We start from the raw sequence: 14,362 nt of genomic DNA on the forward strand, positions 1-14,362 counted from the left end.
GGCGTTTAGCTGAAGGCGGCGGCCAGTTCGTCCAGCAGGTTCTGGACTTCCTGCGACGGGCCTTCGATGGCGGCCACGGAATCGACGGCGCCGTCGAAATCGTTGTCGCGGAAGCGGCGCGCCGCCTCGATGCCCAGTTGGTGGACCCGCTCGTGCGGGGCTTCCAGGGCGCGGAAGGCGGGATGGTTCCTGATCTTCTCGTCGGTGACCGAGTAGTACCACTTGCCCAGGCGGCAGCTCTTGTGATTGGCCAGCTCGTCGGGGTTCAGCGTGGTCTTCTCGGCCAGCATCTCGGCCAGGCGGCGGCGCCAGATCATGTGGTCGGACTTGGCCAGGTGGATGACCGCGTTGCGCATTTCCACCAGGTTCATCTCGTTCAGCATCTCGGCCAGATTGCCGCTGGCCTTGGACGAGATGTCGATCACGGTGTTGATGGCCTTGGTGTCGTCCACCGAGCGGGCGGCGGCGGCTTCCAGGTTGTCGGCGATTTCCTGGGCGGCCTCGCGCTGCTGCGCCAGATGCTGGGAGATTTCCTGCATCAAAGTGGTGACGTCGCGGATCTCGTGGCTGACGGTGCGCATCTTCTCCACCGAGCCCAGCACCACCTGCTCGCCTTCGCGCACCGTTTCGGCGCCCTTGCCCATGCCGTTCAGGATGGCGGCGGTTTCCTCGCTCAGCATGTTGATGCGGCCGCGGATCTCCTGGGTGGCCTGGCCGACCTGATTGGCCAAGTTCTTGACCTCGGTGGCGACCACGGCGAAGCCCTTGCCGAATTCGCCGGCACGGGCGGCCTCGATGGTGGCGTTGAGCGCCAGGATGTTGGTCTGGCGCGCGATCTGTTCGATCTGCTTGACGCTGGCGCCGATGGACGACGACGCCTCGGTCAGGCGCGATACGCGGGACGCGGCGTCGTTCACCGTGGTGACGATGCTCTGCATGGTGCTGACCACCGCCTCGGTGCTCCGCGCGCCTTCGTCCGAGACGTCCTGCACCGAGCGGGCGTTGGCGGCCGCCAGTTCCGAGGTCCGCGCGATGGCCTGCACCGTGGACACCAGCTCCTCGGTGGACGCCGAGATGGTGGACATGCGCCGGCTCATCTCGCGGATGGAGCGCAGCGTGTGCACCGCCTGGGTCACCGTGCCGTTCAGGTGGATGGACATGCCCACCGACTGGACCAGCAGCGACCGCGAGCGGTCCTCCAGCTTGCCCGCCAGGGCCCGCAGCTTTTCGGCCAGCGGGCCGCCGGCATCCGGCAGCGAGCGATAGCCGCCCTCGATCAGGCGATCGACCATGGCCTCGAACCCGGCCAGGGAAATATCCTGAGAATCCGCCACCTTGCACCCCCCTTGGAAATTCCCGCCAAGAGTATAGGGGTTTGTACCGCACTGCAAGATGATGGGGGCGCGGGGTTGAAACCCCGCCCCCTGTTCCGTATCCTCGCGCCAACCCAGAAAAGCCGAGGTTTCGCCATGCCCTCCTTCGACGTCGTTTCCAAGACCGACCTTGCCGAGGTCGACAACGCCCTGGCGGGCATCACCCGCGAAGTGGCCCAGCGCTTCGATTTCAAGGGCTCGAAATGCTCGGTGGAGCGCAAGGACCAGATGATTACCGTCCTGGCCGATGACGATTCCAAGCTGAAGACCATGCACGAGCTGCTCAGCGTCCACTTCACCCGGCGCAAGGTCGATCCCAAGGCGCTGGACTACAAGAACGTGGAAAAGGCCTCGGGCAATACCGTCCGTCAGGAGGTCCGCATCAAGGACGGCATCGAGGCGGTGCTGGCCAAGCGCCTGGTCAAGGAGATCAAGGACGCCAAGCTGAAGGTGCAGGTCGCCATCCAGGGCGACGAATTGCGCGTCAGCGGCAAGAAGCGCGACGACCTGCAGGAGGCCATCGCCCTGCTGCGCAAGCTGGAGGTGGATCAGCCTCTCCAGTACATCAATTTCCGGGACTGAGCCTCCCAGCCATGCGCTGGGAGCGGGACGCCATGACGGCGATGTCACGGCGGCGTAAATGACTCCGTAAGGAAAATCGGGCTATGCTGCACTGCGTCATCAAGGAGTGACCCAGTGTCGCCATCCCCGATGACCAGAGTATGGAGCATATTATGAAACCGTCATTCGGCCTTCGCTTCGTCCACTCCAGCCTGATCTGCGAGGATGCGCTCGCCGTGGGCGAGAAGAAGCAGGCTCTGTGCGAGATCATTCGCGTCGCCGACGATATCGTCTGGTACGCGGTGCTGGGCCGCAACGGCGGCACCGTCAGCCGCGAATGGATCGAAGCCGCGCGCTTCCCCGACATCTGCGCCCAGGCGGCGTAGACCGTTCCGGCGGCCCGGCCGTGAACGTCTTCTTCCTCGACCGGGATCCCGTGGCGGCGGCGCGGCTGCATTCCGACCAGCATGTGGTCAAGATGGTGCTGGAGACGGCCCAGATCCTGTGCGCCGTGCTGCACCGCCACGGCATCGAGGCTCCCTACCGCCCCACCCATGCCCGGCACCCTTGCGTGCTGTGGACCGGCGACAGCCTCGGCCATTGGGCCTGGGTGCGGGAACTGGGGCTGGCGCTGGGCGCCGAATACACCCATCGCCGCGGCCGGGTCCATGCCTCGGCCGCAATCATCGCCGCCCTGCCGCCTCTGCCCCCCATTCCCGATAACGGCTGGACCGATCCGCCCCAGGCCATGCCGGAAGCCTATCGCGGCGACGATCCGGTGGCGGCCTACCGGGCCTATTACCGGGGCGAGAAGGCGGTGTTTCCCGGCAAGGGACCAGCCACCTGGACCAACCGGGAACGGCCGGACTTCATGAGCTAGGCTCGGCCAGCGCCTTGTCGATGGCGGCGCGCAGCCGGGCGGCATCGGGGGCGGTGGTGCTGGCGAACCAGTCCACCAGACGCCCGTCGCGGCCCACCAGGATCTTGTGGAAGTTCCAGCGCGGCACGCCCAGCGGCCCGGTGCGTTCCGCCGCCCAGCGGTAGAACGGGTGGGCGTTCGCGCCGGTCACCGCCTGTTTTTCCAGCAGGGGGAAGTCGACGCCGTAATTGATCTCGCAGAAGCTGGCCACCTGGGCGTTGGATCCGGGCTCCTGCGATCCGAAATCGTTGGACGGCACCCCCAGGACCACCAGCCCCCGGCCGCGATAGTCCCGCCACAGGGCCTCGAGCCCCTGGTATTGCGGCGTGAAACCGCATTGGGACGCGGTGTTGACCACCAGCACCACCTTGCCCTTCAGGGACTGGGCCTCCACCTGCCCGCCGGAAATGGCCGGCAGGGAAAGGGCGGCCCAGTCGAGGCGGTCTTGCGCCGCCCCGGCCATTGCCGCCCCGGTCAGGCCGAGGGCCGCGATCATGGAAGCCATGATGGAACCAAGCGGGTTGGCGGGAATGAAACGATGCATACTGGCCTCCGTTGTGTTCCATGAAAGTGGGGAGGTCGCGCCATGGGTCAAGGACCCCATGGGAATTGCCACTATGGACGGAACTGGTCGGACCACGTAATCTTGAGATAACCCAGCCGAAAGGCATAGGGGGGGAGTTCGGCTCGATGCTTCGACTGGATGTCGGCACATTAGGGTTCACGGCGGCCATGACCTCCATGGCGGCCGGCCTGGTGTTCGCCGGCTATGGACTGGCCCGCTACCGTGACCGCCGCTGGGGCGCGTTCAGCGCGTCGGCCTCCTGTTATGGGGTCGGGCTGCTGCTGCTCATTCATCTCGAAGCCTTGCCGCCCGCCGTTTCGGTTCTGGGCGGCAACCTGCTGCTGGCCCTGGCGGCGGTGGCGCTCCATGCCTGTTGCGTCCAACTGGCGGAGCGGCCGGTCCGCCCCCTGGCCTATCTGGCCTTCGTCCTGGCCTATATGGCGGGAGAATCCTATTTCCTGTTCGGCGAGGACAGCATCGGCGGGCGTATCGCCTTCGCGTCGCTGATGCGGATGCCATTGTTCCTGCACGCGGCCCTGACGGTTCACAGCCGTCGCCGGACCGAGCCGGGGCGGCTGGGGCTGGCCCTGCTCCAGGCGGTGTTGACCGGCTGGGCCGTTCTTCTGCTGGTGCGCGGACTGGTGGTGGCGGGCGGCGACCCGATCCATGAATTCGTCGCGATCAAGGGCTTCCTCGCCGTCTACTACATCCTGGCGGGATTGGCCTATGTCGTGATCCTCATCGCGCTGATGCTGGTCGACAGCGAGCGCCTGACAAGCCTGCTGGGCCGGGAGGTGTCGCGGCAGGCCGACGCGCTGGAAACCCAGATCGCCCGCCAGTTGGCGGCCCAGGCCGATTTGCGCCGCTCCGAGGCCGATCTGCGGGCCATCCTCGACAACATGCCCGACATCTTCTACCGCACCGACAACCAGGGGCGGCTGCTGATGGTCTCGCGCTCGGTGGAAACCCTGCTGGGTTATCCGGTGGGCGAGGTGCTGGGCCACGATGCCGCCTTCTACCACGGCGCTCCCGACAGCCGGGCCAATCTGATCGCCGCCCTGGAGGCCGGTGGCGGCTCGGTCCTCGATTACGAGCTGCGCATGCGCCACAAGGACGGAAGGGTGGTCTGGGCCTCGACCTCGTCGCGCTTCTACTACGATGCCGACGGCCGGCGGGCGGGAACCGAAGGCGTGGTCCGCCTGATCGAGGAGCGCAAGCGGACCGAGATCTGCATCCGCGAGAATCAGGCGCTGATCCAGGCCATGCTGGACGCCTCGTCCGACGCCATCATGCTGTTTCGGCCCGACGGCACCCTGCTGGCGGTCAACGAGGTGATGGCCGAGCGCTTCGGCCGCCGGGCCGCCGAGCTGACCGGATCGTGCCTGTGGGACATGTTCCCGCCCGACGTGGCCAAGGCCCGCGCGGCCGCCGTGGGCCGGGTGGTGGAAACCGGCGAGGCCATCCATTACCTGGACCGGCGCGGCGAACTCTACCTGGACAATTCCATCTATCCGGTGCCCGGTCCCGAAGGCAAACCCGACAAGGTCGCCGTCTATTCCCGCGACATCACCGCCCAGACCCTGGCCGAGGCCAAGGTGACGACCTATCTGACGGAACTGGAGCGTTCCAACGCCGAACTGGAGCAATTCGCCTATGTGGCCAGCCACGATCTGCGCGAGCCCTTGCGGATGATTTCCAGCTACCTCTCCCTGCTGGAGCGGCGGTTCGGCTCGCGGCTGGAGGGCGACGGGCTGGAATTCCTGGCCTTCGCCCGCGACGGCGCCAAGCGCATGGACAAGCTGGTGCTCGACCTGCTGGAATTCTCGCGCATCGAGCGCAAGGGCGCGCCCATCGTCGCCATGGAGGTCGAGCCGGCGCTGCGCCAGTCGCTCCGCCATCTCGAGCTTGCCATCGCCGAAAGCGGCACCGAGGTGACCACCCCCAACGATGGCGATGCCCCCTGGGTGAGGGGCGATCCCGATCAGATCATCCGCCTGTTCCAGAATCTGGTCGGCAACGCCGTCAAATACCGCTCGCCCGACCGCAAGCCGCGTATCGCGGTCACCTGGCGGCGCGAGGGGGCGGAGTGGGAATTCACCGTCGCCGACAACGGCATCGGCATCGAATCCCAGTACTTCGAACGGATATTCCGCATCTTCCAGCGGCTGCACACCGCCGAGCGCTACGAAGGCACCGGCATCGGCCTGGCCATCTGCAAGAAGATCGTCGAGCGCCACGGGGGGCGCATCTGGGTGGATTCGGTTCCCGGCGAGGGAACCGCCTTCCACTTCACCCTGCCGGCGGCGGGCTGAGGCCTCACCCCAGATAGAGGGAGATGTCCACCTCGTCGATCTGTTCCGGCTTCAGGTAGCGTTCGGCATAGCGCCGATACACGCCCGAGGTCAGGAACAGGTCGAACAGTTCGGGGTCGATGTGCTTGTCCTTCTTGAAGAAGCTCAGGATCTTGACGCATTCCGACAGGGTCTTGGCCTTCTTGTACGGGCGGTCCGAGGCGGTCAGGGCCTCGAAGATGTCGGCGATGGCGGTGATGCGGGCGGGAACGGACAGGTCCTCGGCCGCCAGCTTCTTGGGGTAGCCGGTGCCGATCAGCGTCTCGTGATGGGCGCCGGCATATTCCACCACCCGCGACAGGTGCTTGGGGAAGGGCAGGCGCTTCAACATGATGATGGTCTGGATGATGTGTTCGTTGATCTTGAAGCGCTCTTCCTCGGACAGGGTGCCGCGTCCCACCGACAGGTTGTAGACCTCGCCGAAATTGTAGAGGTTCTCGGGAATCTTGGTCTTGAAGCCGTAGGCCGGGTCGAACAGCGCCGAATCCTTGGGCCGCGGGATGACGTGCTGCGGCTTGTCGGCCAGCAGCGGCTCGATGGCGGGCAGCGGCTCCGGGTCGCCCACATAGCGGCGCAGTTCCTCGTGCGCCAGGCCCAGGCGGTCGTCGAAATGGCGCAGCCAGGTCCTGGTGGCGATGGATTTCAGCCGCTCGACCTTTTCCGGGGCCATGAACTCGCCGCCCAGGTTGCACTCGGCGATGAAGGCGAAATCGTCCATCAGGGAGGCCTTGGCAGCCTCGAAGACCATCTCCGCCTCGTCGGCGGGCGTGCCGGCGACGATGCTTTCCAGCATGCGGACGCGCTCGTCCCTGAGCAGAACCTCGAAGCGGGTGCGCACCTCGTGGATGCGGTTGTGGATGGTCTCCAGCTTGGTGGCCTTGTCCACCACGTATTCCGGGGTGGTGACCTTGCCGCAATCGTGCAGCCAGGCGCCGATCTTGAACTCGCGCCATTCATCGGGCGTGGTGAAGGCGAAGTCGGCCAGCGATCCCTCGGTGACCTGGCAGGCCTCTTCCGCCAGCATCAGCGACAGTTCGGGGACGCGCTCGCAATGGCCGCCGGTATAGGGGCTCTTGGCGTCGATGGCACCGGCGATGATCTGGATCATGGCGTCCATCAGCCGTTCCTGCTGGTCCAGCAGGTCGCGGTTGTACAGCGCGGTGGCGGCCTGGGCGGCCAGGGCCTCGACGAAGCGCTGGATCTCGGGCGAGAACGGCACGATCTCGCCGCTGCCATGGGGGCGCGAGTTGATCAGCTGCACCGCGCCGATGATGTCGCCGCCCCGGGGCTTCAAGGGCACGGTCATGAACGAGACCGACTTGTAATTGGCGCGCTCGTCGAAGGCCTTGGTGCCGGAGAAGTCGAACTCGGTGTCGTCGTAGGCGTCGGGGATGTTGACGGTGGTCTGGGCATGCACCGCGTGGCTGACCACGTTGTTGTGGTTCTCCTTGCCGTCCTTGTACATGGGGACGGGGGGCAGTGACGGCGGCTCTTCGTGGGCGCCGCCCATGCGGATGTTCAAGGTGTCGTTGCGGATGATCTGGAAGCGCAGGTTGTTGTCGGCGTCGCGGATGTACAGCGTGCCGCCATCAGCGTTGGTCAGCTCCTTGGCGCCCATCAGGATCATTTCCATCAAGACGCCGTGGTCGCGCTCCGCCGACATGGCGATGCCGAGGTCCACCACCCGCTCCAGCCGCTTCTGGGCGGCGGCAAGGTCGGTGGTGCGGCCCCGGATGGTCTCCTTCATCAGCCCGAAGGCCTCGGACAGGTCGTGGAACTCGCGGATCAGCGAGGCGCGCGGGGCGGCGCCCGAGAAGTCGAACTCGCGTACCCGCGACGCCTCGGCCACCAGATGGCGGACCGAACGGGCGATGCGCCGGGCGAACAGCATGGCGAGCGGCACCACCACCAGCAGCACCAGCCCGGCGGCGTTGAGAATGCGCACCTGCATGTCGCGGATGGGGCCGGTGAAGTCGTCGAAGGGCGCCGCGACGCCGATGCCGATGGCCTGGCCGCTGGCATGGCGCCACTCGGTCATCTGGGCCAGGACCTCGCCCTGGGGGAAGGGGCGCAATTGGGCCTCGCCCGGCGGCAGGTCGCCCAGGACGCGGAGCAGGGGGGCCGGCACCGAGGAGAGCTCGGCCAGGGCGGCCGGCTCCTTGTCGCTTCCCGCCAGCAATTGCGGCGCGGCGGCCAGAATCCGGCGCTTGAGGTCGAGCAGCACCACGCCGCCATGGGCCGAGACGTTCTGCTGGGCGGCGAAATCCGACAGGCCCTTGAGCGCGATATCGACGCCGAACACCGTTCCCTCGGCGGCGGCCATGCGCGACGCGGTCAGTCCCGGCGCCTGCAGCGAGTTGAAGACGTAGGGTTCGGACAGCACGCTGCCCGCGCTGGTGAGCGCCGCCTTGTACCAGGGACGCAGGCGGGGGTCGTAGGTGGGATCGTCCTTGGACGCCGCCCCCAGATTCCGGGCGGCGGCATCGAGGAATGTCCAGGTTTCGCGGCGCTTGCCGTCCGCGCCGGCGGTGATGGTGCGGATGACGAAATGGGTGCCGGCCGGGGCCTGGCCGGCGGCGGCGCGGATGCGCTCGTCGTCGCGCGCCGCGATCACCTGCAGGAAGGCGCCGTCGATCTGCGCCACATAGGCGGCGTAGAGATTGGTATTCTGCTCCAGCAGGCGCAGCATGAAGGGAATCGACGGGTGGTCGTTGCCGATGGGCTGGCCGAAGGCCGGCAGGGCGGCGCCCAGTCCCGCCAGGTCCAAAAGGTCGCCGATCTGGCCGTCCACCCGATCGGCCACCTTGGCGGTGATCTCCCCGAACAGGCGCCGGGCGCCCTCGCGGGCGGCGTTGGTGCTGGAAAAATAGATGCTGCCTGCCGTGGTCACGGTCAGACACACCACCACGAAGGCGATGATCAGCACGATGCTGAATTGCAGCCCCAGGCGGACCCGGCCAGCCATGACACTCCCCCCTATCGACCGAGCCCCCTCGACGGTGCGCAGTTTGCACTGAATCCAAAATAAGAAAAGAGGGTAATCACCCTATCGCTCCGCGGTTTCCGCGACACAGGAATGACGAGTCATATCGGGTGCAAGGGGGGCTGGAAAAAGGGGGTCAGGAAACTCCGCGTTCGCGCTTGTTGACCCGGGCCATGGACAGGCCCAGGCACAGTCCCGCCCAGGCCAGGGTCACCGCCAGGGACACCAGATAGGAGCTGTCGGTGAACAGTCGTTCCGGCCCGCCGTAGAAGGGGGCGCGGATGATCACCAAAGCGTGGCTGACCGGATTGGCCAGCATCACCATTTTCATCCAGCCCGGCACGTTGCCGATGGGGAACAGGGCGCCCGACAGCATCCACAGGGGCATCAGGAACACCATCATCACCGCGTGGAAGGCCGAGGTGGACTTCATGCCCCAGGCCAGCAGGAAGCCCAGCGCGGAAAAGCCGATGCCGGTGAGCAGGAAGCCCATCAGCAGCAGGACCAGCGCGCCCGCCCCCAGATGCAGCCCCAGGAAGGGCGCGGCGATGGTGAAGATCAAAGTCTGGATCATGGCGATGGAGGTGGCCCCCAGCACCTTGCCCAGCACGATGGCCAGCCGCGACACGGGCGCCACCAGCACGCCCTGGAGGAAACCGGCGTCGCGGTCCTCGATGATGGTGATGGACGAGAAGATGGATGCGAACAGCATCATCATCAGCATCACGCCGGGGTAGAAATATTCGAGATAGGTGACGTTCTCCATGCCCGCCGGGCGGAACGAGCCGCCGAAGCCGGCCCCCAGGAACAGCCAGAACAGCAGCGGCTGGGCCACGGTGCCGACCACGCGCTGAGGCTGGCGGATGAAGCGGGTGAACTCGCGCCTGGCCAGCGAGAAGGCGACGGGGGCCATGCCGGTCATGATGCGGCTCCCTTGTCATCCTGACGACCATCGGGAGGAAGGATCTCATTCTGGAACGGCCATGCCGCGCCGGCACCAATGGTCCAGGCGGAGATCCCTCTCTTCGCTCGGGATGACAGGGACATCATGATGCCGCCTTCCTGAGTTCGAGCGCCAAAGCGTGGTCGGGAACCGCCTTGCTGGTGACGTGGACGAAGACGTCGTCCAGGCCGGGCTGCTTGATGGCGATGGAGGCGATGTCGGCGCGGTATTTGTCCAGGATGCGTTCGAGCAGCGGCAGGCTCTCGCCGTTCTCGGTCTCCTCCAGGCGGACCTCGTCGCCGATGCAGCGCACCGCCAGGCCCATGTCGACCCGCAGGCGTTCGGCCAGGACTTCCGCGTTCTTCGCCTGGACCACCACCATCTCGGTGCCGATCATGGCTTTCAAGGCGGCCGGCGTGTCGTGGGCCAGCAGCTTGCCTTCGCGCATGATGGCGACGCGGTCCACGTCGTCGGCCTCGGAAAACACGTGGCTGGTCATCAGCACGGTCATGCCGCGCTCCTTCTGCAGGCGGTGCAGCGCGCCCAGGAAGTTGCGCCGGCTCATGGGGTCCAGTCCGGTGGTGGGCTCGTCGAGCAGCAGCACCTTGGGGTCGGTCATCAGTACCTTGGCCAGCTCCACCTGCCGCGCCAGTCCGCCCGACAGGGTGTCGACCTTCTGGTCCAGGCGGCCATCGAGATCGGTCCAGTCCAGGGCGCGGTCGCGGCGCCGCGTGAAGTCCGCGCCGGCGAGGCCATAGAGGTCGGCGTGAATCTTCAGGTTCTCGCCCACCGACAGGTGCTTGTCCACCGCCGGGCTCTGGAACACCACCCCCATGATCTCGCGCACCCGGGCGGGATGGGCGAACAGGTCGAAGCCGCCCACCGTGACCTTGCCGGAACCCGGCAGGGTCATGCCGCACAGGATGCGGAACAAGGTGGACTTGCCGCTGCCGTTGGGGCCGGACAGGATGGCGAACTCACCCTCCCGCACATCCAGGGTGAGGTCCGCGATGGCCTTCCGGGGCGGCATCTTGCGCGTGCCCGGATAGGTGTGGCTGAGATTGTCGATGGTGATCATGGCCGGGCACTGTTCCATAGCCCGGCGGGTGGGTAAAGGCCCGCCTTATTAAAAAACATCAATGCTGCCCCGCTTTGACCCCACGCACGAACGCCACGAACCGCGGAGCCCAGGGATTGGCGCCGACGGATCGCATGTGGGCATAGGTGGCGAGCGTGTTGGCGATTATCAAGCCGTCCTGCTTTTCTGCGATGCCGGTACCGCGAATCACCTGATAGGCGAAGCGGGGATTGCCTTCCATGTTCTCCAGGCGGGAATGGTGGAATTCGTGGGCGGGCAACACGCCGGGGCCGTCCTCCAGCCGGGGCCAGGGGAAGTCCGCCGTCTCGCGCAGGCGGACATAGCCCCGGCCCTGGGGGGCCTTGTGCATCACCGCGTCGGCGGGGATCAGCCCGACCATCTCCCTTTTCTCGCCCTTCCAGACGATGGCGCGCGACAGATACATCAGCCCGCCGCATTCGGCGTAGATGGGCAGCCCGGCCAGTCCCTTCGCGCGGATTTCGGCCCGCAGCGAGGCGTTGGCCTCCAGCGCCTGGGCTTGCGTCTCGGGAAAGCCGCCGCCGATGAACAGACCGTCCAGGCCGGGCGGCAGGTGCGGGTCCCGGGTGGCGTCGAAGGGCACCAGCTCGGCCCCGGCGGCTTCCAGCGCCTCCATGTCGTCGCGGTAATAGAAGCCGAAGGCGGCGTCCCGGGCGATGCCGATGCGCAAGGAGGCGGCCGACCGGGGGGGCGAGGCGCGCTCCGTCACGTCCACCGGCGGTGCCGCTTGGGCCAATGCGATCAGGGCATCCAGATCCACCTGGGACGATACGGCCTTGGCCAGGCGGGCGATGGCGGCGGCGGCGGCCTCGGCCTCGTTGGCGGGGACCAGCCCCAGATGCCGCTCCATGATCTCCATGTCGGGGCCGCGATGGACGGCGCCGAGGACGGGAATGCGGGTGTAGTGGGCCACCACGTCGCGCAGCTTCTTTTCATGGCGGGGGCCGCTGACCTTGTTGAGGATGACGCCGGCGATCTTCAGCGTGGGGTCGAAGGCCTGGTAGCCGATCAGGAGCGGCGCCACCCCCCGCGTCATGCCCTGGCAATCCACCACGAGGACCACGGGGGCCTCCAGCCACTGGGCCAGCATGGCCGAGGAATTGGCCCCTTCCAGGTCGACCCCGTCGTAAAGGCCCTTGTTGCCCTCGATCAGGCTGATGTCGGCCCCCTTGGAATCACGCTCGAATGTCTGGCGGATCAGGGCGGGCGGCTGGGTGTGGAAGTCCAGGTTGCGGCAGGCCCGCCCGGTGGCGGCCCCCAGCCACAGGGGGTCGATGTAGTCGGGGCCTTTCTTGAACGGCTGGACGGCCAGTCCGCGTGCCGTCAAGGCGGCGGCCAGACCCACCGTCACCGTGGTTTTTCCAGAGGATTTGTGGGCCGCCGAGATCAGCAGCCGGGGGGCGGGACGTGTGCTCAAGCCGCCCCCGGCACCTTGGCCCTGGTCCGCTCGCGCCAGATCACCTGGGCCATGCCCTCGGCCTCGTCGACGGATTCCGCGCGGCCCATGGCGCGCAAGGCGATGGCCATGGTGCCGGCGATGGCGGCGGTCGCCGTCTCGTTGCTCTCGGCGCCGCTCCACAAGCCGCCGAGGCGGGCGAGGTCCAGGTGCTCCTCGTGGGGGCGGGCGCCATCGACCAAGGCGGGCCAGTCCTCGGTGAACGGCAGGCCGTCCACCAGGGACAGCACTTCGCAGGCCTTTTCCGGCCGGCGTTCCACCTCGCCGCCCTCGCCCTTGAACACCGCCATGCGGGCCTCGCCCAGCAGGCGCGAGGCCTCCTGATGCACCGGGGCGTAGGCCGGGTGCGACACGGAAGAAAGCGCGCACGAGGCCCGCAAGGGATTGGCCAGCCGCGCCACGGTGTGGATGGGCGAGCGCAGGCCCAGCTTGTGGCGCAGTTCCATGATGGCGTGCAGCGGCGGCGACAGGTGCTCCAGCGTCATATAGGCGAAGTTGCCCCGCTCGAGGCGCGCCGCCGCGTCGGCCATGGAGGTGCTTTGCGCCAGCCCCAGGGCGGCCAGGGCCTCGGACGTCCACACCCGCCCGGCGGTGTGGCCCTCCGAGCCGTGCATGAACACCCGGATGCCGTGACCGGCCAGGCCCAGGGCCGCCAGCAGGTAATAGGGCAACTGGCGGGTCTTGCCGGCATAGGAGGACCAGTCCAGGTCCACCTTGGGCGTATCCTTGGGCGGCGCGATGGTGGCGCGGATGGCGGCGGCCAGCCCGGCGGCCTCTTCCGGCGTCTCGGTCTTGACCCTGAGCAGGCAGAGGAAGGCCCCCAGTTGCACCGGCTCCACCTCGCCCTTCAGCACCATGGCGAAGGCGTCGCGCGCCTCCTCGAAGGTCAGCGGACGCGACAGGCGCGGCCCCTTGCCGAGGATGCGGACGTATTGGGCAAAGGGATGTTCCTGGCTCACGGGCGATTCTTCCTCGGCTGGCGTTGACGGGCAATGATAGTCCAATATGCCCCGATGTTGGAAAGCTCCTTATTTCAGGTAAGCGTAATATGCCTTTGACCATTCAGGCCGCCTTCAACCGTGCCGCCCGCTCCTATGACGGCTTGCGCCGCCAGCTGATCCCCTGTTTCGACGATTTCTACGGTGCCGCCGTCGATCTGGTGGCGGAATTCGCCCCGCCGGATGCGCGCATTCTCGATCTGGGGGCGGGGACCGGGCTGTTGTCCGCCCTGGTGGCCGAACGCCTGCCCGCTGTCCGGCTGGTGCTGACCGATCTGGCCGAGGGCATGCTGGCCCAGGCGAAGGAGCGCTTCACCGGGCGCGAGCCGAAGGTGGACTTGCGGGTGATGAACCATCTCGACCTGGCGGAAGAGGGCGTCTACGACGTGGTGATGTCGGCGCTGTCCATCCACCACCTGGAGGACGAGGGCAAGCGGGCGGTCTACGCCGCCATGGCCCGGGCGGTGCGGCCCGGCGGGCTGGTGCTCAACGCCGACCAGGTGGCCGGCGATACCGCCGCCATGGAGACGCGCTACTGGAACCACTGGCACGCGTCCATCCGCCGCGCCGGGGTTTCCGAGGCGGACATCGCCGCCGCCATCGAGCGCCAGACCCTTGACCGCCGCGCGCCGCTGGAACCGCAACTGGACTGGCTGGCCCAAGCCGGTCTGGCCGAGGTGGAGTGCCGCTACAAGAATGTGAGCTTCGCGGTGATGGCGGGGATCAGGCGATAGCGGCGATGGCGCGGCGGATATTGCCGATGCATGCCTGAATCCGGGTAACCCCGCCCGAGGCGGACAGGCGGTCGGCGGCCTTCATGCCTCGCCAGGTCCGGGTGGCGTCGGCGAGGACCTGGCCCATATCGGTGTCGCGGCCGGCCGTCTGGCGAAGCAGGCTCTGGCAATCGGAGATGCAGATGATCAGGTCGGGCTGAATATGGGGCTCGGACGGGGCGATGGGGAAGATCTTCAGGTAGTCGGCGACCGCCAGGTCGATCCTGCGGCCGGTTTCGAGGACCTTGCCCAGAAGGGCAAGGACCGCGCCTTCGAACAGGACCTGCTGATCGGCTTGGTCGGCCATGGCCTCCGTTTCAGCC

13 protein-coding genes are annotated in these 14,362 nt (G+C 67.2%); 5 read left to right on the forward strand and 8 right to left on the reverse strand.

The features are described 5' to 3' along the window. Window positions 1-5: 5 nt before the first annotated feature. Window positions 6-1,334, reverse strand: a complete 1,329-nt coding sequence (locus tag WV31_RS17180) for a methyl-accepting chemotaxis protein (protein WP_085374715.1) — start codon at window positions 1,332-1,334, stop codon at window positions 6-8. A 135-nt stretch (window positions 1,335-1,469) separates the two neighbouring features. On the opposite strand from WV31_RS17180, the gene WV31_RS17185 reads away from it, so the two are divergent. From WV31_RS17185 to WV31_RS17195, 3 genes are all read left to right on the forward strand, one after another. Continuing rightward, window positions 1,470-1,955, forward strand: coding sequence for a YajQ family cyclic di-GMP-binding protein (locus tag WV31_RS17185; RefSeq protein ID WP_068432647.1), 486 nt, complete (start codon window positions 1,470-1,472; stop codon window positions 1,953-1,955). A 152-nt stretch (window positions 1,956-2,107) separates the two neighbouring features. Further along, the gene (locus WV31_RS17190) at window positions 2,108-2,320 is read left to right on the forward strand and encodes a hypothetical protein (protein WP_231920736.1); all 213 of its coding nucleotides are present in this window, start codon (window positions 2,108-2,110) and stop codon (window positions 2,318-2,320) included. A 20-nt stretch (window positions 2,321-2,340) separates the two neighbouring features. After that, complete coding sequence (locus WV31_RS17195) at window positions 2,341-2,814, forward strand: pyrimidine dimer DNA glycosylase/endonuclease V (RefSeq protein ID WP_085374716.1); 474 nt, start codon at window positions 2,341-2,343, stop codon at window positions 2,812-2,814. On the opposite strand, the gene WV31_RS17200 is transcribed toward WV31_RS17195, so the two are convergent. Then, entirely contained in the window at window positions 2,804-3,397 is a 594-nt protein-coding gene (locus WV31_RS17200; RefSeq protein ID WP_085374717.1) for a glutathione peroxidase, read from the reverse strand. The genes WV31_RS17195 and WV31_RS17200 overlap by 11 nt on opposite strands. A gap of 146 nt (window positions 3,398-3,543) precedes the next feature. Here WV31_RS17200 and WV31_RS17205 point away from each other — a divergent pair, with 146 nt between their 5' ends. Further along, window positions 3,544-5,730: a sensor histidine kinase gene (locus WV31_RS17205; protein ID WP_145980896.1), complete on the forward strand. Its 2,187-nt coding sequence runs from the start codon at window positions 3,544-3,546 to the stop codon at window positions 5,728-5,730. Window positions 5,731-5,734: 4 nt separating this feature from the next. Here the strand turns inward: WV31_RS17205 and WV31_RS17210 are convergent, their stop codons facing one another. The 5 genes from WV31_RS17210 to WV31_RS17230 all read right to left on the reverse strand — a co-directional run bounded on the left by WV31_RS17210 (window position 5,735) and on the right by WV31_RS17230 (window position 13,227). Then, window positions 5,735-8,734 carry an HD domain-containing phosphohydrolase gene (locus WV31_RS17210; protein WP_085374718.1) on the reverse strand — a complete coding sequence of 1,000 codons (3,000 nt, stop codon included), beginning with the start codon at window positions 8,732-8,734 and terminating at the stop codon, window positions 5,735-5,737. A gap of 154 nt (window positions 8,735-8,888) precedes the next feature. Beyond that, the gene (locus tag WV31_RS17215) at window positions 8,889-9,674 is read right to left on the reverse strand and encodes an ABC transporter permease (protein WP_085374719.1); all 786 of its coding nucleotides are present in this window, start codon (window positions 9,672-9,674) and stop codon (window positions 8,889-8,891) included. Window positions 9,675-9,798: 124 nt separating this feature from the next. Then, complete coding sequence (locus WV31_RS17220) at window positions 9,799-10,773, reverse strand: ABC transporter ATP-binding protein (RefSeq protein ID WP_085374720.1); 975 nt, start codon at window positions 10,771-10,773, stop codon at window positions 9,799-9,801. 58 nt (window positions 10,774-10,831) lie between these two features. After that, window positions 10,832-12,229, reverse strand: a complete 1,398-nt coding sequence (locus WV31_RS17225; RefSeq protein ID WP_085374721.1) for a cobyrinate a,c-diamide synthase — start codon at window positions 12,227-12,229, stop codon at window positions 10,832-10,834. Next, a complete protein-coding gene (locus WV31_RS17230; RefSeq protein WP_085374722.1) occupies window positions 12,226-13,227 on the reverse strand; it encodes a glycosyl transferase family protein in 1,002 nt (333 codons plus the stop codon). The genes WV31_RS17225 and WV31_RS17230 overlap by 4 nt, the downstream gene beginning before the upstream one ends. Window positions 13,228-13,316: 89 nt before the next feature. On the opposite strand from WV31_RS17230, the gene WV31_RS17235 reads away from it, so the two are divergent. Further along, window positions 13,317-14,000, forward strand: coding sequence for a class I SAM-dependent methyltransferase (locus tag WV31_RS17235; protein ID WP_085374723.1), 684 nt, complete (start codon window positions 13,317-13,319; stop codon window positions 13,998-14,000). Here the strand turns inward: WV31_RS17235 and WV31_RS17240 are convergent. Beyond that, window positions 13,990-14,346 carry a hypothetical protein gene (locus WV31_RS17240; RefSeq protein WP_085374724.1) on the reverse strand — a complete coding sequence of 119 codons (357 nt, stop codon included), beginning with the start codon at window positions 14,344-14,346 and terminating at the stop codon, window positions 13,990-13,992. The genes WV31_RS17235 and WV31_RS17240 overlap by 11 nt on opposite strands. Window positions 14,347-14,362: the final 16 nt, after the last annotated feature.

Source organism: Magnetospirillum sp. ME-1 (assembly GCF_002105535.1).
GTDB lineage: Bacteria > Pseudomonadota > Alphaproteobacteria > Rhodospirillales > Magnetospirillaceae > Phaeospirillum.